20 protein-coding genes are annotated in these 19,089 nt (G+C 67.3%); 5 read left to right on the top strand and 15 right to left on the bottom strand.

What is annotated here, in order from left to right:
* Nucleotides 1-16: 16 nt before the first annotated feature.
* The 5 genes from VSR71_RS26355 to VSR71_RS26335 form a co-directional block, all read right to left on the bottom strand.
* Entirely contained in the window at nucleotides 17-148 is a 132-nt protein-coding gene (locus VSR71_RS26355) for a cytochrome oxidase small assembly protein (protein WP_342916716.1), read from the bottom strand.
* A 63-nt stretch (nucleotides 149-211) separates the two neighbouring features.
* On the bottom strand, nucleotides 212-1,819 hold the full coding sequence (gene ctaD / locus VSR71_RS26350) for a cytochrome c oxidase subunit I (protein ID WP_342916715.1): 1,608 nt from the start codon (nucleotides 1,817-1,819) through the stop codon (nucleotides 212-214).
* Between the two features lie 38 nt (nucleotides 1,820-1,857).
* Nucleotides 1,858-3,120 (bottom strand): cytochrome c oxidase subunit II, encoded by a 1,263-nt coding sequence (gene coxB, locus VSR71_RS26345; protein WP_342916714.1) that lies wholly within the window; start codon nucleotides 3,118-3,120, stop codon nucleotides 1,858-1,860.
* Between the two features lie 58 nt (nucleotides 3,121-3,178).
* Nucleotides 3,179-3,688 (bottom strand): DUF2244 domain-containing protein, encoded by a 510-nt coding sequence (locus VSR71_RS26340; protein ID WP_342916799.1) that lies wholly within the window; start codon nucleotides 3,686-3,688, stop codon nucleotides 3,179-3,181.
* A 261-nt stretch (nucleotides 3,689-3,949) separates the two neighbouring features.
* Nucleotides 3,950-4,921 carry a methyltransferase domain-containing protein gene (locus VSR71_RS26335; protein WP_342916713.1) on the bottom strand — a complete coding sequence of 324 codons (972 nt, stop codon included), beginning with the start codon at nucleotides 4,919-4,921 and terminating at the stop codon, nucleotides 3,950-3,952.
* Here VSR71_RS26335 and VSR71_RS26330 point away from each other — a divergent pair.
* Nucleotides 4,910-5,761, top strand: a complete 852-nt coding sequence (locus VSR71_RS26330) for a ComF family protein (RefSeq protein ID WP_342916712.1) — start codon at nucleotides 4,910-4,912, stop codon at nucleotides 5,759-5,761. The two genes, VSR71_RS26335 and VSR71_RS26330, sit on opposite strands and share 12 nt — an antisense overlap.
* A 62-nt stretch (nucleotides 5,762-5,823) precedes the next feature.
* Nucleotides 5,824-6,294 (top strand): tRNA (uridine(34)/cytosine(34)/5-carboxymethylaminomethyluridine(34)-2'-O)-methyltransferase TrmL, encoded by a 471-nt coding sequence (gene trmL / locus VSR71_RS26325; protein WP_342916711.1) that lies wholly within the window; start codon nucleotides 5,824-5,826, stop codon nucleotides 6,292-6,294.
* Between the two features lie 14 nt (nucleotides 6,295-6,308).
* On the opposite strand, the gene VSR71_RS26320 is transcribed toward trmL, so the two are convergent.
* The 5 genes from VSR71_RS26320 to VSR71_RS26300 form a co-directional block, all read right to left on the bottom strand.
* Complete coding sequence (locus tag VSR71_RS26320) at nucleotides 6,309-7,286, bottom strand: tripartite tricarboxylate transporter substrate binding protein (protein ID WP_342916710.1); 978 nt, start codon at nucleotides 7,284-7,286, stop codon at nucleotides 6,309-6,311.
* A 39-nt stretch (nucleotides 7,287-7,325) separates the two neighbouring features.
* A complete protein-coding gene (locus VSR71_RS26315) occupies nucleotides 7,326-8,342 on the bottom strand; it encodes an NAD(P)H-dependent glycerol-3-phosphate dehydrogenase (protein ID WP_342916709.1) in 1,017 nt (338 codons plus the stop codon).
* 97 nt (nucleotides 8,343-8,439) lie between these two features.
* Nucleotides 8,440-8,958 carry a protein-export chaperone SecB gene (gene secB, locus VSR71_RS26310; protein WP_342916708.1) on the bottom strand — a complete coding sequence of 173 codons (519 nt, stop codon included), beginning with the start codon at nucleotides 8,956-8,958 and terminating at the stop codon, nucleotides 8,440-8,442.
* Between the two features lie 191 nt (nucleotides 8,959-9,149).
* Nucleotides 9,150-9,407, bottom strand: coding sequence for a glutaredoxin 3 (grxC, locus tag VSR71_RS26305; protein WP_342916707.1), 258 nt, complete (start codon nucleotides 9,405-9,407; stop codon nucleotides 9,150-9,152).
* Between the two features lie 161 nt (nucleotides 9,408-9,568).
* Nucleotides 9,569-9,982, bottom strand: coding sequence for a rhodanese-like domain-containing protein (locus tag VSR71_RS26300; RefSeq protein WP_342916706.1), 414 nt, complete (start codon nucleotides 9,980-9,982; stop codon nucleotides 9,569-9,571).
* 181 nt (nucleotides 9,983-10,163) lie between these two features.
* On the opposite strand from VSR71_RS26300, the gene gpmA reads away from it, so the two are divergent.
* The 3 genes from gpmA (at nucleotide 10,164) to VSR71_RS26285 (ending at nucleotide 13,736) form a co-directional block, all read left to right on the top strand.
* A complete protein-coding gene (gpmA, locus tag VSR71_RS26295; RefSeq protein ID WP_342916705.1) occupies nucleotides 10,164-10,910 on the top strand; it encodes a 2,3-diphosphoglycerate-dependent phosphoglycerate mutase in 747 nt (248 codons plus the stop codon).
* 202 nt (nucleotides 10,911-11,112) lie between these two features.
* Nucleotides 11,113-12,702: a S41 family peptidase gene (locus tag VSR71_RS26290; RefSeq protein ID WP_342916704.1), complete on the top strand. Its 1,590-nt coding sequence runs from the start codon at nucleotides 11,113-11,115 to the stop codon at nucleotides 12,700-12,702.
* 257 nt (nucleotides 12,703-12,959) lie between these two features.
* Nucleotides 12,960-13,736, top strand: a complete 777-nt coding sequence (locus VSR71_RS26285; protein ID WP_342916703.1) for a molybdopterin-synthase adenylyltransferase MoeB — start codon at nucleotides 12,960-12,962, stop codon at nucleotides 13,734-13,736.
* Between the two features lie 9 nt (nucleotides 13,737-13,745).
* Here VSR71_RS26285 and mnmH read toward each other — a convergent pair whose 3' ends face one another.
* The 5 genes from mnmH to ptsP all read right to left on the bottom strand — a co-directional run bounded on the left by mnmH (nucleotide 13,746) and on the right by ptsP (nucleotide 19,034).
* Nucleotides 13,746-14,849 carry a tRNA 2-selenouridine(34) synthase MnmH gene (gene mnmH, locus VSR71_RS26280; RefSeq protein WP_342916702.1) on the bottom strand — a complete coding sequence of 368 codons (1,104 nt, stop codon included), beginning with the start codon at nucleotides 14,847-14,849 and terminating at the stop codon, nucleotides 13,746-13,748.
* Between the two features lie 11 nt (nucleotides 14,850-14,860).
* Entirely contained in the window at nucleotides 14,861-15,907 is a 1,047-nt protein-coding gene (selD, locus tag VSR71_RS26275; protein WP_342916701.1) for a selenide, water dikinase SelD, read from the bottom strand.
* A gap of 197 nt (nucleotides 15,908-16,104) precedes the next feature.
* The gene (gene bfr / locus VSR71_RS26270; protein ID WP_061957256.1) at nucleotides 16,105-16,584 is read right to left on the bottom strand and encodes a bacterioferritin; all 480 of its coding nucleotides are present in this window, start codon (nucleotides 16,582-16,584) and stop codon (nucleotides 16,105-16,107) included.
* A gap of 128 nt (nucleotides 16,585-16,712) precedes the next feature.
* A complete protein-coding gene (locus VSR71_RS26265) occupies nucleotides 16,713-17,018 on the bottom strand; it encodes a bacterioferritin-associated ferredoxin (RefSeq protein WP_342916700.1) in 306 nt (101 codons plus the stop codon).
* A gap of 225 nt (nucleotides 17,019-17,243) precedes the next feature.
* Nucleotides 17,244-19,034 carry a phosphoenolpyruvate--protein phosphotransferase gene (ptsP, locus tag VSR71_RS26260; RefSeq protein ID WP_342916699.1) on the bottom strand — a complete coding sequence of 597 codons (1,791 nt, stop codon included), beginning with the start codon at nucleotides 19,032-19,034 and terminating at the stop codon, nucleotides 17,244-17,246.
* Nucleotides 19,035-19,089 lie beyond the last annotated feature (55 nt).

Here is a 19,089-nt window from a genome sequence, read left to right as displayed (position 1 = left end):
TCGCTATCCTGCCACCTCAGCCAAGGAACACCATCTTGGCGAAGAACCCCAAAAAGAAAACCACCACGATCGACAGCAGGATCAGGCCCAGGCGCCGGTTGGCGGCCTTCGGGTCCGGGTGTGATGGGCTTTTGTCTGGAGCCTGCATTTTGTGTGACTGGCTGGCGTGGCGGCGGACAGTGCCGCCACCACGCCTTGTTACGCTGGCCGCTTAGCGGACCTGCGGCGGCACTTCAAAGGTGTGGAACGGCGCCGGCGACGGCACGGTCCATTCCAGCCCTTCGGCGCCTTCCCACGGCTTGTCCGCGGCCTTCTCGCCGCCACGATACGAGGGCAGCACCACGAAGAAGAAGAAATACACCTGCATCAGGCCGAAGCCGAGCGCGCCGATCGACGCAATCGCGTTGAAGTCGGTGAACTGGGTCGGGTAATCGGCATAGCGGCGCGGCATGCCGGCCAGGCCCAGGAAGTGCATCGGGAAGAAGGTCACGTTGAAGAAGATCAGCGACCCCCAGAAGTGGACCTTGCCGCGCGCTTCGTTGTACATGAAGCCGCTCCACTTCGGACCCCAGTAGTAGAAGCCCGCGAACAGCGCGAACAGCGAGCCGGCCACCAGCACATAGTGGAAGTGCGCCACGATGAAGTAGGTGTCCTGCAGCTGGATGTCGATCGGCGCCACCGCCGGCATCAGGCCGGTAAAGCCGCCGATGGTGAACACGAAGATAAAGCCGATCGAGAACAGCATCGGGGTCTCGAAGGTCATCGAGCCGCGCCACATGGTCGCGATCCAGTTGAAGATCTTCACGGCCGTCGGCACCGCGATCAGCATGGTCGCGTACATGAAGAACAGCTGGCCGGTCACCGGCATGCCGGTCGTGAACATGTGGTGCGCCCACACGATGAACGACAGGATGGCGATCGAGGCGGTGGCGTACACCATCGAGCTGTAGCCGAACAGGCGCTTGCGGGCGAACGCCGGCACCACCTGCGAGACGATCCCGAATGCCGGCAGGATCATGATGTACACCTCGGGATGGCCGAAGAACCAGAAGATGTGCTGGTACATCACCGGGTCGCCGCCGCCGGCGGCCGAGAAGAAGCTCGTGCCGAAGTGGCGGTCGGTCAGCACCATGGTGATGGCGCCGGCCAGCACGGGCATCACGGCGATCAGCAGGTAGGCGGTGATCAGCCAGGTCCAGCAGAACATCGGCATCTTCATCAGCGTCATGCCGGGGGCGCGCATGTTGAGGATGGTCACGATGATGTTGATCGAGCCCATGATCGACGACGCGCCCATGATGTGCATGGCGAAGATGGCCATGTCCATGCCCGGGCCCATCTGCACCGACAGCGGCGCATAAAGGGTCCAGCCGGCGGCGGTGGCGCCACCCGGAGCCAGGAACGAGCCGGCCAGCAGCAGCGCGGCCGGCGGCATCAGCCAGAAGCTGAAGTTGTTCATGCGCGCGAACGCCATGTCGGACGCGCCGATCTGCAGCGGGATCATCCAGTTGGCGAAGCCGACGAAGGCCGGCATGATCGCGCCGAACACCATCACCAGGCCGTGCATGGTGGTGAACTGGTTGAACAGCTCGGGGCGGAAGAACTGCAGGCCCGGCTCGAACAGCTCCAGGCGGATCAGCAGCGCCAGCAGGCCGCCCGACAGCAGCATGATGAACGAGAACAGCAGGTACAGCGTGCCGATGTCCTTGTGGTTGGTGGCGAACAGCCAGCGGCGCCAGCCATGCGGGTGATCGTGCGCGTGGTCGTCATGCGCGTGATCGTGCGGATGGGCGAGTGCGTCCGGGGTAGCAGTACTCATCGCAAATGCTCCTCTAATCCTGTTCTGTCTTCAGCGGGTCAGCCTGCGACGCGGTTGCCCGCGAGGCTGGCCTGCTTGTCAGCCTTGTCGGCCGGCTTGGCATCGGCCTTCGGCGCTTCGCCGCCGGCCGCGCCGCCGCCTTCGGGGAACTTGCCCGCGCGGGCACCCACGAAGTCGCCCGGCTGGATCACTTCGCCCGTCTTGTTGCTCCAGGCGTTGCGCGTATAGGTCATGACCGCTGCCAGCTCGGTGTCCGACAGCTGCTTCCACGACGGCATGCCGCCCTTGCCTTCCAGCAGGATGTGCATCTGGCCGGCTTTCGGGCCATTGACCAGCTTGGAGCCGTCCAGCCCCGGGAAGGCGCCGCCGCCCTTGCCGTTGGGCTGGTGGCAGACCGCGCAGTTGGCGGCGTAGACCTTCTCGCCACGGACCTTGGATTCGTCCAGCGTCCAGGTCTTGTTGGGATCGTCGGCCTTGGCCATGAGCTCCTTCTTCTTGCCGTCGACCCACTTGGTGTAGTCGGCATCGGAAACCACGCGCACCACGATCGGCATGAAGGCGTGTTCCTTGCCGCACAGCTCGGCGCACTGGCCACGGTACACGCCGATCTTCTCGGCCTTGAACCACGTGTCGCGCACGAAGCCCGGGATCGCGTCCTGCTTGACGCCGAAGGCCGGGACCATCCACGCGTGGATCACATCGTTGGCGGTGGTAACGATGCGGATCTTCTTGTTCACCGGCACGACCAGCTCGTTGTCCACCTCCATCAGGTAGGTGTTCGACTTGGGCTGCTCGTTGTTGATCTGCTCGCGCGGGGTGGTCAGGGTCGACACGAAGGAGATGCCCTCGCCTTCGCCCTTCAGGTAGTCATAGCCCCACTTCCACTGGTAGCCGGTGGCCTTGATGGTGACGTCGGAGTTGGTAGTGTCCTTCATCGCGACCACGGTCTTGGTGGCCGGCAGCGCCATCGCGATCACGATCACGAAGGGGACGATGGTCCAGATCACTTCGACCGTGATGCTTTCGTGGAAGGAAGCGGGCTTGGAGCCCTTGGCCTTGCGGTGCGTGAAGATGGAATAGAACATCACGCCGAACACGGCGACGAAGATCACCGTGCACATGATCAGCATCATCCAGTTCAGCCAGTGAATCTGTTCGGCGATCTTGGTAACGGGCTCGGTCAGGTTGAGCTGGCGCACGGCAGGGCCGCCGGGCATGTCGCTGACCGCGAACGCCGCGTGGCTGGCAAGCAGGGACGCACCTGCCAGACAAACTGCGGATGCCTTCTTCCACATTTTCATTTGTTATCTACCCAATTTACAGATTCAAATCTGCCCCCGCCGCCGCCCCTGCCCTCTCTCAGAGGTGGCGCAAGGCCGCTGCGAGCTCCTGCGCGAACTTGCGTCGCCGGTACGGGTCCACGTAACACCCCACCTGTACCGCACGCCCGCCCGAGCGCAGCGTCACCAGCGCGCGGAGCGATTCACCCAGTTCGACCCGCACCCAGCGCGGGTTGAATTCGTGGCGCGTCACCTGCGTGCCGCTGGCTGTCTCCACGACCAGCATGCCGTCGGTAATGCTGACGCGCTCATAGTCTGTCGCATGGCGCGCATACACAAGCAGGGCGATCCCCAGCCCGGCCAGCTCGATGCTGGCAAACGGCAGCACGAGCCAGGATCCTTGCCACGCGAAAAACAACGCGATGGCAAGCGAGACAGTGAGGATCGAGAGGTAAAACCAGCCGACCTGGCGTGGACTCAGCGAGCAATTCCGCTTCATCAGCCAGTCGTGGGGCGCGGGGAGAGGTCCGTCGTGATTTCCGCCGGAGTCACCACCTGCCGTCTGGAATGCGATACCCAAGTCTTGCATCGCCAACCACCCTGCATCGGATGCACACCCGGGACGTTGGCGCCCGGGCTGCACAGTGCAGGTGCAAAACCAGGACGTTCTTGTGCCAGGGGACCACTGCGACAAACTGGCGCATTATAGGGCGCTTCCTATACACGGACAAGGGCGATCCTTGACCAGGGCGCTTGCGCGCGGCTCGATTCTGTGTATGGAAAATAGCCCGGAATGCCGCGCCAGCCCTCAGTCTGCGGCAATCTGTCGCACGCGCAAGTTAACTCTGTTTTAACCTGACCGACGGGGCTTTGCACGCCCGATCTGGTCCAGCGGCACCACGGCGCGGCCCTGGTCGTCGCGCGCCTGGCCACCGCGCGCCGGCAGCTTCCACGCATGGCCGTAGACGATCTCGAAGGTCAGCGGGATCACGCCATCGGCGTTGCGGCGCCGTTCCAGCGCCTGCGTCAGCGCCTGATACCAGCGGCGGCCGCGCAGGCCCTGCGGCAGCGCGCCGGCCGGGCCGCGCAGGCCGCCGAAGGCCTGCACCTCGTGCAGCAGCGTGGCGGGCGACTCGTAGGTCACGGTCAGCGTTTCCATGTCCATCACCGGCGTGGACCAGCCGCCGTGGACCAGCATGTCGCCAATGTCGTGCATGTCGACAAAACGCAACGTATGGGGCGCGCCATCGACTTCGGCGAAGGCCGCGCGCAGTTCGCCAAGGGTATCGGGGCCGAACAGCGAGAACAGCACCAGCCCTTCGTCACGCGTCACGCGGTGCCATTCCGGGAATACGCGGTGCGGCTCCGGATGCCAGTGCAGCGCCAGGTTAGACCACAGCAGATCGAAGCTCGCGGGCGCAAAAGGCAGTGTGGCAAGATCGCCCTGGACCAGGTCGAACAGCGGCCGCTTGCCCAGCATGCGGCCGAGCCAGCCCGGACGGCGCTGCGGGTCGCGCTGGCCGGCTTCCGCCAGCATTGCCCCGGAGATGTCCAGGCCGGCGATCTGCGCATCGGGGAAGCGGGCGCGCAGCGCCGCCAGCCCCTGGCCATGGCCGCAGCCGATGTCCAGCGCGCGTTGCGGCGCCAGCCGGATCACCTCCATGCGTTCCTGCATGCGGCGGCCGATCTCGCCCAGCAGGAAGTCGAGCTGGCCGAACTGGCGGCTGCGCCGGTCGAAGGCGAGCCGGGTCAGGCGCGCGGGCGGCAGAAAGGCATCGTTACCAGCGGAGCTATCGGGGAGATCGGCGGCATGCAGGGACACGGAAAGGCAGGGCAGCAAGAAAACCAGGAACCGGCGCACGCGCCGGACGAACTCGGCCGCCGCGCCCGATGGGCCGCGGCCGGACGGCAAGTATACGCGCGTGCCGCGATGGGCGCCGCGAGGGGGGCCGAGATGGTCCGCCGCGCCTGGCAGTCCGCTGCCCCTGCGCTGCTGCCAAGTGCCTGCGCGCTGTGCGGCAGCGTGCAGCGGGATGTGGTGTGCGCGCCCTGCGCCGACGACCTGCTGCGGCCACTAAGGCGCTGCCCCGTTTGCGCGCTGGCGCTGGGCCGCCATGCCGGCTGCCCGGCCTGCGCCGCCATGCCGCCGGCGTTCGACCATGCCTGCACGCTGGGCGACTACGCCAGCCCGCAGGACAGCCTGGTGCTGTCGCTCAAGTTCGGCCACGCGCTGCCGCTGGCCGACTGGCTGGCGGACCGCCTCGCTGCCGCCCTGCCGACGGCTTGGGCGGCGCAGGGGCTGTCCCCGCCCGACCTGCTCGCCCCCATTCCGCTGGCGCCGCAACGGCTGGCCGCGCGCGGCTTCAACCAGGCCTGGGAAATCGCCCGCCCGCTGGCGCGCCGGCTCGGCCTGCGCGCCGACCCCGTGCTGCTGCGGCGCCGGCGCGATACCGGCAGCCAGCGCGCGCTGGACCTGGCCGGGCGGCAGGTGAACCTGCGCGATGCGTTCCGGCTGACGCGGCCCGCGCGGCTGGACGGGCTGCATGTGGCGCTGGTGGACGACGTGATGACTTCCGGCGCGACACTGCATGAGGCGGCGCTTGCACTCAAGGCGCACGGCGCGGTACGCGTCAGCGTGATCGTCGCGCTGCGTACACCCTAGCCCGGATGACAGCGCCTGGTGCGCGCGTTAAGCTGCGCACCGTTCTCAAGAAGCTCCGCATCATGTTCAACGTCGTCCTGGTCGAACCCGAAATCCCGCCCAATACCGGCAATGTGATCCGCCTGTGCGCAAACACCGGCGCGCAGCTGCACCTGGTCAAACCGCTGGGATTCCCGCTGGACGACGCGCGCATGCGCCGCGCCGGGCTGGACTACCACGAGTACGCGACCATGCGCGTGCATGAGAACTGGGACGCGCTGATGGCCAGCGAGCAACCCGATCCCGCGCGCATGTTCGCGCTGACCACGCGCGGCTCGACGCCGTTCGGACAGGTGGCATTCCGGCCGGGGGACTGGTTCGTGTTTGGCTCGGAGACGCGCGGGCTGTCGCCGGAGCGGCGCGAGTGGTTTCCGCCGGCGCAACGCATCCGGCTGCCGATGCGGCCGGACAACCGAAGCCTGAACCTGTCGAATACGGTGGCGGTGGTGGTGTTCGAGGCGTGGCGGCAGAACGGGTTCGCGGGCGGCAGCTAAGCGCCCTGCCCCGCTTACTCCGGCTGCACGCCCGCAGCGCGGATGACCTTGTCCCAGCGCGCCTTCTCGCTGACCATGGTCTGGCGCAGCGACGCCGGCGCCGTGCCGGCCGGCACGAAATACTGCGCCCGCATCTTGTCGCGCACGTCGGCGCTGCCGATGATCGCCACCAGCTCACGATACAGACGATCGATCACCGGCTGCGGCGTACCGGCTGGCGCCAGCACGGCCTGCCACGAGATCGCCTCGAAGCCCGGATAGCCCGACTCCGCCACCGTCGGCACCGAGGGCAGCACCGCGGTGCGGCCGGTGGTCGTCACCGCCAGCACGCGCAGCTTGCCCGCGGCGACCTGCGGCATCGCAATGGCCGGCACCATGAAGCCCGCCTGCACCTGCCCTCCCACCATCGCCGTGGTGATCTGCGGAAAGCCCGGATACGGCACGTGCTGCAGGTCGATCCCCGCCATGGCCTTGAGCTGCTCCATCGCCAGGTGCGACGCGCTGCCATTGCCGGGCGAGCCATAGTTCAGCGCGCCCGGTTTCGACCTGGCCAGCGCCACGAAATCGCGCAGGCTATGCACCGGCAGCCGCGCATCGACCACCAGCACATTGGGCGAGGTGGCCACCAGCGTCACCGGGGCGAGCTGGCGGAACGGATCGTAGTTGAGGTTGCGCGACAGCGTTGGCGCGGTGACCAGCGGGCCGTTGATGGTGAACAGCAGCGTATAGCCATCCGGCGCCGCGCGCGCCACCATGCCGGTGCCGATATTGCCGCCGGCGCCGGGCCGGTTTTCGATCACCACAGGCTGGCCCAGCGCGACGGCCAGCTTTTCGGTGACGATGCGGGCGATCAGGTCGGGCGACGAGCCCGGCGGGAACGGCACCACCATGCGGATGGGGTGCGCGGGCCACGATTGCGCCAGGACGCCAGCGGAAGCGCCGGCAGCGCAGGCGGCGGCAAGCGCGATCAGCGCGTGTCGGCGGGTAGGCATGCGGAAAATGTCTTCAGGAGGATCGGAGCGCGCGCGGCGTCATTCATCGCGCGCATCGCGCTGGAGCAATTGCGCAACCGCATCGGCGGCACCCAGGCCATCGAACAGCACGGCGCACACCGCGCGCGCGATCGGCATCTCGACGCCATGCGCGGCGGCCAGCTCGGCCACCGCCTGCGCGCAGCGCACGCCTTCGGCGACGTGGCCCAGGCCGGCCAGGATCTGCTCCAGGCTCTGCCCGGCGGCCAGCTGCTGCCCGACCTTGCGGTTGCGCGACAGGTCGCCGGTCGCGGTCAGGATCAGGTCGCCGACGCCGGCCAGCCCCATGAAGGTCTCGACCCGTCCGCCCAGCGCCAGCCCCAGCCGCGTCATCTCGGCCAGCCCGCGCGTCACCAGCGCGGCCCGCGCGTTCAGGCCGAGGCCGAGCCCGTCGCTGGCCCCGGTGGCGATCGCCAGCACATTCTTGACCGCGCCGCCGACCTCGACACCGGTCAGGTCGTCGCTGCCGTAGATGCGCATGGCGTGGTGGTGGAAGGCCTGCTGCGCCCGCTCCGCCAGCGACGGCACGCTGCCCGCCACCGTCAGCGCGCACGGCAGGCCCTGCGCGACTTCGCGCGCGAAGCTGGGGCCGGTCAGCACGCCGTAGTCGAAGCCTTCGGTGCGGCCGGCGGCGTCGAGTTCGGCGCGCACCATCTGGTGCGGCAGCAGGTGCGTGCCGGCCTCGAAACCCTTGCACAGCCACAGCATCGACACAGGACGGGCGCTGCGGGCGGCCAGCCGGCGCGTCATTTCACGCAGTCCGGAAACCGGCGTGGCGACCACCACGATGCCGTCCGGGTCGTCCGCGGCATGGGCCACCGCTTGCTCGAAATCGGCTTGCACCGCCAGCCGCCCGGACAGCTTCACGCCAGGCAGGTAGGCCGCGTTTTCATGCGTCGCGGCGATGGCCGCGAGTTGCGCGGCATCGCGCCCCCACAGCACCACGTCATTGGTGGCCGCGGCATGGCTGGCGAGGGCGGTGCCCCACGCACCGGCACCGAGAAAGGTCAGTTTCATGGCAGCTCGATCGGAGAAATATCAGGCGCTGGAACTTGCGCACAAACAAAACGGGGCCGCAGCCCCGTTCCGTAGCATGGCGCGGCAGGCCACCCGCTCAGTGGCGAGCCTGGCTGCCGTCGGGCATCACGATGCCGCTGTTGCCGCCTTCGGCCGCCTGGGCTTCCTGCATGGCCGCCTGCAGGCGTTGCTCGTACAGCGCCTGGAAGTTGATTTCCGACAGGTGGATGGCCTGGAAGCCTGCACGGGTAATCACGTCCGCGATATTGCTGCGCAGGTACGGGTACAGGATGGTCGGGCAGGCGATGCCCAGCAGCGGGTCCAGCTGCTCCACCGGCACGTTGCGGATATCGAAGATGCCGGCCTGGTGCGCTTCCACCAGGAATGCCACCTTGTCCTGCACCTTGGTCGTCACGGTGCCGGTCACGACCACCTCGAAGATGCCTTCCTGCAGCTGCGAAGCGCCGACGTTGACCTGCACTTCCACCGACGGGGCTTCCGATTCCAGGAAGATGCCGGGCGAATTGGGCTGCTCCAGCGACATGTCCTTCAGGTAGACGCGCTGGATGTTGAAGAAGGGTTGATCGTCCTGCTGGGTGTTTTGCTGGTCGCTCATGAAAGGCTTCCGGGAGGATGGGCGTTGGGCGCGGCGGCGGCAGCGCCTGCGAGGCGCAAGGACTGGCCGGTGCCCGGTTGGAAAAGTGGAAAGCGCATATGGTACATGACGCGGGTGGCGATTTCACCCGCGCCGGCGCTCGGCTGGCCAGGAATCAGGGAGGAATCAGAGAGTTCTGACCGGCAGCGCGATCAGGCCGCCAGCAGCGGCGTCAGGCCGCCCTGGCGGTCCAGCGCCGAAAGGTCGTCGAAGCCGCCCACATGGGTCTCGTCGATGTAGATCTGCGGCACGGTACGGCGCCCGGTGCGCGACATCATCTCTTCGCGCTTGCCCGGTTCGCGGTCGATCAGGATCTTCTCGATCGTCTCGACGCCGCGGGACTTGAGCAGGCGTTCAGCCATATTGCAATACGGGCACACCATGGTGCTGTACATGACGACGCGGGCCATGCGGGTTCTCCTTCAATACGAGTGGGGCGCCCCGCCCCGCGGGCGGCGCGCCTTGTGACGGATACGGCGGAAATACGGCCAATCAGCGCCGATAATCAGCGGATAGGCCAGCGCCGGAAACCGGTTTCGGCAATCCACGCAAAAGCCGCGCCATCGGCGGCTTACTTGACCAGCGGCAACCCCGCCTGCTGCCAGGCGGCGATGCCGCCCTCGAGCGCATAGATCTCACTGTAACCGGCTTCTTTCAGCGCTGCCTGGGCCTTGCCCGAGCGCTGGCCGTTCTGGCATACGACGATGATGGGGGCCGCCTTGTCCTTTGCAAGACCCGCGGCGCGCGACGCCAGGTCGGCCAGCGGTGCGCTCTTGGCCTGCGGCAGATGGCCCTTGGCGTACTCGGCGGGCTCGCGGATGTCGACCACGACGGCGCCACGCTTGTTGATCAGCTGCGTGGCGGCGGCCGTATTGACGGACTTGGCGCCGGTGCTGCGCGAGATCGCAGGCCAGGCCAGCAGGCCGCCGGAGACCACGGCCAGGGCGATCAGGGCGAGGTTGTTGTAGTCGGCAAAGAAATTCACGTTGGCTTTCCGGTAGGTTGGGTCGGCGGCATTATAAAATATGCGGTTTGGCGTCCGGGCCCCTGTCGCAGCGGGCCACCCGCCATTGTCGCCTGTCCGAGACATGGGACGCCCATGGAGCACTTCGGATCAGGTGACGGCGCGGACGCACGCAGGTTACCTACTCTCTGGAAGCAGCAGCATGTACAAGCTCGTCCTTATCCGCCATGGCGAATCTACCTGGAACCTTGAAAACCGCTTCACCGGCTGGGTCGACGTCGACCTGACCGAAACCGGCGCCGCCCAGGCCCGCCAGTCCGGCAAGCTGCTCAAGGAAGCCGGCTTCGGCTTCGACATCGCCTACACCTCGGTGCTCAAGCGCGCCATCCGCACGCTGTGGCACGTACAGGACGAAATGGACCTGATGTGGATTCCGGTGCGCAACGAATGGCGCCTGAACGAACGCCACTATGGCGCGCTGGCCGGGCTGAACAAGGCCGAGACCGCCGCCAAGTTCGGCGACGAGCAGGTGCTGGTGTGGCGCCGCAGCTATGACACCCCGCCCCCGGCGCTGGAGCCGACCGATCCGCGTGCCTCGTTCGACGATCCCCGCTACGCCGATGTGCCGCGCAACGAGATCCCGCTGACCGAGTGCCTGAAGGACACCGTCGCCCGCGTGATGCCGTTGTGGAACGAATCGATCGCTCCCGACATCAAATCCGGCAAGCGTGTGGTCATTGCCGCGCACGGCAACAGCATCCGCGCGCTGGTGAAGTACCTGGACCAGATTTCGGATGACGATATCGTCGGACTCAACATCCCCAACGGCACCCCGCTCGTGTACGAGCTGGACGCCGACCTGCGCCCCATCCGCCACTACTACCTGGGCGACCAGGAAGCCATCGCCGCCTCGCTGGCGGCCGTGGCCAACCAGGGCAAGGCGCGCTGACGCCCGCCCGGGCAGCCGCGCCGGCGCTGGTGCGCCGGTGTGCGGCCGCCCACCCTGAACCGGGACGTGGCAGGTCCGTTTCTCCGCACGCCCTTATACTGTCGGACACAGGCGCCCCGCTAACCCGGTCTCCCCCGGCGCCGGGCGCCCGCAGCCGGCATAATCCCCATACGTACAATCCGTACACGTTCAGGCAGCCCTCATGCGCAAGACGCTCAAGAACATCAGTCTAGTTTCTGTCGGCCTCGTCGCCGGCGTGCTCGCCACGCTGCAGATCTCGGCGACCGCACAGAACTCATCGGGCCCCCTGCCGCTGGACCAGTTGCGGCTGATGGCCGATATCTTCGGGCAGATCAAGCGCGAATACGTCGAGCCAGTCGATGACAAGAAGCTGCTGACCGAGGCCATCAAGGGCATGGTCGCCAGCCTCGACCCGCATTCGTCCTACCTGGACGAGAAGGATTTCAAGGAACTGCAGGAAGGCACCCGCGGCCGCTTTGCCGGCCTGGGCATCGAGATCTCGCAGGAAGAAGGCCTGGTCAAGGTGATCAACCCGATCGAGGACACGCCAGCGTTCCGCGCCGGCATCCAGCCGGGCGACCTGATCACCCGCATCGACGACAAGCCGGTGCGCGGCCTGCCGCTGGAGCAGGCGGTCAAGCGCATGCGCGGCGAGCCTGGCACCAAGGTCACGCTGACCATCTACCGGAAGAGCGAGGAACGCACCTTCCCGGTCTCGATCACGCGCGCCGAGATCCGCGTGCAGTCGGTCAAGGCCAAGATGCTCGACAACAATATCGGCTGGGTGCGCCTGACCAGCTTCCAGGAACGCACCGTTGCCGACCTGTCGCGCAAGCTGGCCGAGCTGTCGCAGAAGAACCCCAACATGAAGGGCCTGGTGCTGGACCTGCGCAACAACGGCGGCGGCGTGCTGCAGGGCGCGGTCGGCGTGGCCGCGGCCTTCCTGCCGGAAGACGCCACCGTGGTCTCGACCAATGGCCAGGTGCCTGATGCCAAGCGTGTCTACAAGGCGTCGTACAACAACTACCGCCTGTCGTCGCTGGACGACGATCCGCTCAAGAGCCTGCCCTCGCTGTACAAGAAGATCCCGATGGTGGTGCTGACCAACGCCTACTCGGCTTCGGCTTCCGAGATCGTCGCGGGCGCGCTGCAGGACCACCACCGCGCCCAGATCATGGGCAAGACCACCTTCGGCAAGGGCTCGGTGCAGACCGTGCGGCCGCTGACCAACGACACCGGCATCAAGCTGACCATCGCGTACTACTACACGCCAAGCGGCAAGTCGATCCAGGCCAAGGGCATCCGCCCGGACATCCCGGTCGACCAGAACCCCGAGGGCGATCCGGACGACGCGCTGATCACGCGCGAGATCGACACCGAGCGCCACCTGCACAACAAGCAGGAATCGGAAGAGCCGGAGATGACCGAGCGCGAGCAGCGCCGCGTCGAGGAGCTGCGCCGCCTGGAAGAAGAGAACGCGAAGAAGACGCCGGAAGAGCGCGAGAAGGACCGCCGCAAGAAGCCGGTGGAATTCGGCTCCGCCGACGACTTCATGCTGCAGCAGGCGATCGCGCAGCTCAACGGCCAGCCGGTCAAGCGTTCCAAGTCGAAGCTGGAAACCAACCCGCCGGCTGACAACGGCAAGGCGGCGAAGCCGAAGGGCGGCGCCAAGCCGGCCGCCAAGCCTGCCGCTCCGGCCCCGGCCAAGCAGCCGCCGGCAAGCGCGCCGATCGGCGAGCCGCTGGGAACGCCGACGGGCAAGGCGCCCTGAGGCGCTGATCTACACTGCCGGCGTGCTCCCCTCTCCCGCATGCGGGAGAGGGGCCGGGGGTGAGGGCAGGAGTATCAAAGGCTGACACCTGTGCGTTAAAACCAAAGGCCCCGCTTGATCGGGTTCCCAGCTAAGCCACCCCTCACCCCAGCCCTCTCCCCGTGAGGGGAGAGGGAGAACACCTTGCCTCGGCCAGCTCGGGCGGCTTGGGAGCACCCAACACCGCTCTCCTCTTCTGCCCTGTTCGGGATTTCATCATGAGCGACGACGGTCTCAACGACGAACAACTGCTGCGCTACTCCCGGCACATCCTGCTGGACGAGCTCGGCATCGAAGGGCAGCGCCGCCTGCTGTCCGGCCATGCGCTGGTGATCGGTGCCGGCGGCCTGGGTGCCGCCGCGCTGCCCTTCCTGGCCTCGGCCGGCGTGGGCCGCATCACCATCGTCGACAACGACGAGGTCGACCTGACCAACCTGCAGCGCCAGATCATCCACACCACCGCCAACGTGGGCCGGCCCAAGGTCGACTCGGCGCGCGAAGGCATGCTGCGCATCAATCCGGGGCTGGACATCGTCACGGTGCCGGCGCGCGTGGGCGATGCCGAGCTCGGACAGCTGGTCGCCTCGGCCAGCGTGGTGCTGGACTGCTGCGACAACTTCGCCACGCGCCAGGCGGTCAACCGCGCCTGCGTCCACCATGAGGTGCCGCTGGTGTCGGGGGCGGCGCTGCGCTTCGACGGCCAGATCAGCGTGTTCGACCGGCGCCAGCCCGAAGCGCCCTGCTACGCCTGCCTGTTCCCGCCGGCAGAGCCTGCGCCGGAAGTGGCCTGCGCCACCATGGGCGTGTTCGCGCCGCTGGTCGGCATGGTCGGCACGGTGCAGGCGGCCGAGGCGCTCAAGCTGCTGGCCGGGGTGGGCGAGAGCCTGGCGGGACGGCTGCTGATGGTCAACGCGCTGACGATGGAATGGACCACGATGCGGCTGGCCCGCACGCCGGATTGCCCGGTGTGCGGCGGTCACCGAACACTCGGATGAGGCTGCCGCTCAGTCCTGCGGCGCCGAGTGCGCGAGCAGCCAGTCGGTGACTGCGGCGCGGTCGCCGCGGAACACGATGCGCGCATCGCGCTGCGCGCGCTGGTAGGCATACATGGGATCGTAGTAGTCGCGCAGCAGGATCTCGATCCAGCCGCGGTGCAGCGCCACGTCGCCTGACTCGGCCTGCCGCGCCAGCGCCTGTTCCAGCAGCGCCGACAGCTTGCCGTAGCGCTCTCCGCCGAGCCGCGGTGCGATCGCCGCCATGGCGTCGCGCAGCCGGGCGGAATACGCGTCGAATCCCACGCCGTCGCCATGCCCGGCGACGAATTCCGCCTCCAGCCCCTGCACGTAGTCGCGCAGCACGCGCTCCACACGTTCCTCGAAAGACGCCTCCAGCCACACCAGCGGGCTGGCCTGCATGCGCTGCACCAGCGCTTGCGGCACATCACGGCTGCCGATAAAGCGGCCTTCGTCTTCCACCACGAGCGCGCGGAAGCGGGCCTCGATTCGGCGCAGCACATCGATCGCCAGCGCGTTCTCGAAGTCCACCTGTGGCGGCTGCGCCTGCGCGCGCCTGCCAAAGGCCGAGCCGCGGTGCCGCGCATGGCCTTCGAGGTCGATCGCGGCCGGCACGTCGGCCAGCACGTCGGTCTTGCCACTGCCGGTCATGCCGCCCAGCACCAGCCACTGCTGCCCGGCCGCCGCTGCGTCGAGGGTGGCGATCAGGAAAGCGCGCATCGCCTTGTAGCCGCCCGTTACGCGCGGATAGTCGATGCCTGCGTCATGCAGCCATTGCTGCACCAGTTGCGAACGCAGCCCGCCGCGGAAGCAATACAGGTAGCCATCCGGATGCGCGCGGGCAAAGTCCGACCACGCGGCGACGCGGGACGCCTTGTGCTCGCCCGACACCAGCTGGTGCCCAAGCTCGATCGCGGCCTGCTGCCCTTTCTGGGCGTAGCACAGGCCAACGGTGTGCCGCTCGGCATCATCCATCAGCGGCAGGTTGACCGCGCCCGGGAAGGCGCCGCGCGCGAACTCCAGCGGCGCCCGCACATCCAGCATTGGCACGCCACTGAGAAACAGGCTGCGGAAGTCCGCGGTATCAGCACGCATGTGAGGCGGCCTCAGGCGACTTCGACGGCCAGCGCCGCACGTGCCACCATTTCTCCGATGGGCGCCAGCGACAGGCCGAGGCGCTGGCATTCGGCCGCAAACTCCGCTTCGCCAGCCAGCTCGACCGCCACCAGCAGCCCGCCGCTGGTCTGCGGATCGCACAGCACCGCGCGCTGCACCTCGGTCAGCGGCGTGATGCGGTGGCCGTAGCTGTCGAAATTGCGCTGCGTGCCGCCGGGCACGCAGCCCTGGCCGATGTAGTCGACCACGTCGTCGAGCACCGGCACCGCCGCGTAATCCAGCCGCGCGGTCAGTCCGCTGCCGTCGGCCATCTCGACCAGGTGGCCGAGCAGCCCGAAGCCGGTCACATCGGTCATCGCGCGCACGCCAGGCAGTCGCCCGAAGGCGCTGCCAGGACGGTTCAGCACGCACATCCAGTCGCGCGCGAGGTCGCGGTTGTCGGTCCGCAGCATGGCTTTTTTCTCGGCCGTGGTCAGCACGCCGATGCCCAGCGGCTTGGTCAGGTACAGCCGGCAGCCAGGCGTGGCGGTGTCGTTGCGCTTCATGTGGGCGCGCTCGACGATGCCGGTAACAGCGAGCCCGAAGATCGGCTCCGGCGCATCGATCGAATGCCCGCCGGCAAGCGGGATGCCGGCGTCGTCGCAGGCGCGGCGGCCGCCTGCAACCACCTCGCGCGCCACCTCGGGCGGCAGCACGTTGACCGGCCAGCCGAGGATGGCGATGGCCATCAGCGGGTCGCCGCCCATTGCATAGATATCGCTGATCGCATTGGTGGCGGCGATGCGCCCGAAGTCGAACGGGTCGTCGACGATGGGCATGAAGAAGTCCGTCGTCGACACCACACCCCTTCCGCTGTCCGCGCCATCAATCGCATAGACCGCGGCATCGTCGCGCGAGGCATTGCCGACCCATAGCCGCGGATCAAGGTGCTGCGCACCGCTGCCGGCGAGGATCACATCGAGCACTTTGGGGGAAATCTTGCAGCCGCAGCCAGCTCCGTGGCTGTACTGAGTCAGGCGGATGGGACCGGTGGTCATGGCTGGCTCCGTCGCAGCGTACCGGCCGGGCAGGAGCCACTACCCGGCCAGGCACGCCTGGATGAAGAAAGGAATTGGAATGAGAAGGGTTACTGCCTACAGCCGAACAACGTGGCAGCGCCGGGTGGCGCCGCGCGCGGTGGGGCTGGCCGCCTTTGCAGCATACCGCAGCGGCGGCCGGGCCTGGGACGGACGGCTTACTGCTCGCCCGGCTCCATCTGCGACTGGAGGTAGTTCTGCAGGCCGACCTTGTCAATCAGGTCCAGCTGCGTTTCCAGGTACTCGATGTGTTCCTCGGTGTCGGTGAGGATATCGACCAGGATTTCGCGGCTGACGTAGTCGCCGACCGATTCGCAGTAGGCGATGCCTTCCTTGACGGTCTGATGCGCGGTCTGCTCCAGCTTCAGGTCGCACTTGAGCATTTCGGGCGTATCCTCGCCCAGCAGCAGCTTGTGCAGGTCCTGCAGGTTGGGCAGGCCGTCCAGCATCAGGATGCGGTCGATCAGGCGGTCGGCGTGCTTCATTTCGCCGATCGATTCCTTGTACTCGACGTCACCGAGCTTTTTCAGGCCCCAGTGGCGGTACATGCGAGCGTGGAGGAAATACTGGTTGATCGCGGTCAGCTCGTTCTTGAGCTGGGCGTTCAGATGCTGGATGACCTTCTTGTCACCTTTCATTGGCGGCTCCTGTTGCATCGGGCCCGCGCAAAAACACGAAGCGGCGCCATTTGGCGCCGCGTGCAGTCGGTGAGAATAGAAATGCGCAAAACGCGCCGTGAACTGACTTTCAGTTCACATAGGCGCGTTCAGGCAACCAACGCCTTGCGCCGGTCGTTCGCGACTGCCGGGTCCCGAGTGTCCATTATGGTACATGGGCCCGACACCGAACAGGAAGAAATCTCCACAACCTGGATGCTGGCAAGGGTGGCCACTGTGACATTGCGCACCGCTGCGACGCCTTCCTGCAACACCTGCTGCGCGCAGTCGCGGCAGCGTCCGCAGCACGTGCCGACGCCAAGCGTCTCGGCCAGTTCGTCGAGGGTCTCGACGCCCAGGTGAGCGGCACCATGGATCTCACGATCGGTGATCTGGTTGCAGATGCAGACGTACACAAGTCCCTCCGTTGGGGCGCGTGGCACCGGCATGCCACTGCGAATGAACGTCAGAATATCAGAGATCGAAAATGATAACAATTCCCATTAGCGACATGGGAACGTCTCTGCACATCGGGTGGTAAAACCGCACAAGGCGTGAAAAGAAGGCGGCGGAAACAGCACTCAACGATTCGCTCAAGTGCCTCGTTTGCCGCCTCGCGATCTCGGAAAACCCTGATGTCGTCAGGGTCTGCCGATCTGGCTCAGCGCAGCCGCCAGGTCCTCGGGATCATAGGCATTGAGCACCTGGTCCACCAGCGGCTCGAGGTGCTCGCAATTGGCGTGCAGGATCTCCTGCTTGACCCGCAGCAGTTGTGCCGGGTGCATGGAGAATTCGCGCAGGCCCATGCCCAGCAGCAGCCGCGTCATGGACGGATCGCCCGCCATTTCGCCACATACGGCCACCGGAACGCCGGCGCGGTTGGCCTCGCGGATGGTGCGCGCCACCAGTTGCAGCACGGCCGGATGCAGCGGATCGAACAGGTGCGCCACGGCATTGTCGGCGCGGTCGATCGCCAGCGTGTACTGGATCAGGTCGTTGGTGCCGATGGACAGGAAATCCATCTTGCGCAGGAACAGCGGCAGCAGCAGCACCGCCGCCGGGATCTCGATCATGGCGCCGACCTTCATGCCGGGGTCGTACGGCTCGCCGCGCTCGTCCAGCTGGCGCTTGGCCTTGGCGATCAGCGCCAGGGTCTGGTCGATCTCGCTGGCGTGCGCCAGCATCGGCACCAGCAGCCGCACCGGACCGAAGGCCGAGGCGCGCAGCAGCGCCCGCAGCTGGGTCAGGAACATGGTCGGCTCCGACAGCGACCAGCGGATCGCGCGCAGCCCCAGCGCCGGGTTCAGCGCCGTTTCGAAGTCATCGCCCCGCCCGTCGCCGCGGCCATCGCGGCCGTCGCGGCCGTCGAGCGGCTTGTCCGCGCCGATATCGATGGTGCGGATGGTCACCGGCAGCCCGTGCATGGCGTCGACCGCGCCGCGGTAGGCCTGAAACTGCTCTTCCTCGTCCGGCAGCTCGCCGCGCCGGTTCATGAACAGGAACTCGGACCGGAACAGGCCGACGCCCACCGCGCCCGCGGACAGCGCGGCGCCGGCGTCCTCGGCCATCTCGATATTGGCCAGCAGCTCGATCTCGAGCCCGTCCAGCGTCACCGCCGGGGTATGGCGCAGCCGCTGCAGACGCTTCTTCTCCAGCGCGCGCTCGCTCTGCCGGTGGCGGTATTCCTCGAGGATGATGGCGGTCGGGTCGACGATCACCAGCCCGGCATCGCCGTCGATGATGATCCAGTCGTCCTGGCGGATCAGCTCGCTCGCGCTCTGCACCCCCACCGCGGCCGGTATGTCCAGGCTGCGCGCGACGATGGCGGTGTGCGAGGTGCGCCCGCCCAGGTCGGTGACAAAGCCGTGGAACACGGTATGGCGGAACTGCAGCATGTCGGCCGGGGCGATGTCGTGGGCCACCACGATCACGCCGGGCGCCGGCTCGCCGTCCGCCGCCAGTGCCGGCACCGGCGCGGGCACCAGCACGGGGGCGCCGGCCAGCGCCTTCAGGATGCGCTCGACCACCTGCCGGATATCGGCCTTGCGCTCGCGCAGGTACTCATCCTCGATCTCGTCGAACTGGCGCATTAGTTCTTCGAGCCGCGTGGTGAGTGCCCACTCTGCGTTGTAGCGGCGGCCCCGGATCAGCGCCTCGGGCTCGCGCGCCAGCGCCTCGTCGTCGAGGATCATCGCGTGCACGTCGAGGAAGGCGCCCAACTCCTCGGGCGCGTCGCGCGGCAGGTCGCGCTTGAGCGCCGCCAGTTCCGCGCGCACCGCGGCCCGGGCGGCGCGCAGCCGTTCGACCTCGGCATCAAGCTGGTCTTCATCGACCAGGTAGTGCGACACGTCCAGCGCCGCGGGCGCGAGCAGGTGCGCGCGACCGATGGCGACGCCGCGCGAGACCGGGATGCCGTGCAGGGCGAAAGGCATGTACCGCTCCGTCAGGAACGTTTAAGAATTCAAAGTTGCGGGACCGGGGCCGCCG

The sequence above is a fragment of the Cupriavidus oxalaticus genome (assembly GCF_038900635.1).
Taxonomy (GTDB): Bacteria; Pseudomonadota; Gammaproteobacteria; order Burkholderiales; family Burkholderiaceae; genus Cupriavidus; species Cupriavidus oxalaticus_B.
The sequence above is the reverse complement of the archived record's forward strand: the minus strand, read 5'-3'. Positions and strand labels throughout refer to the sequence as shown.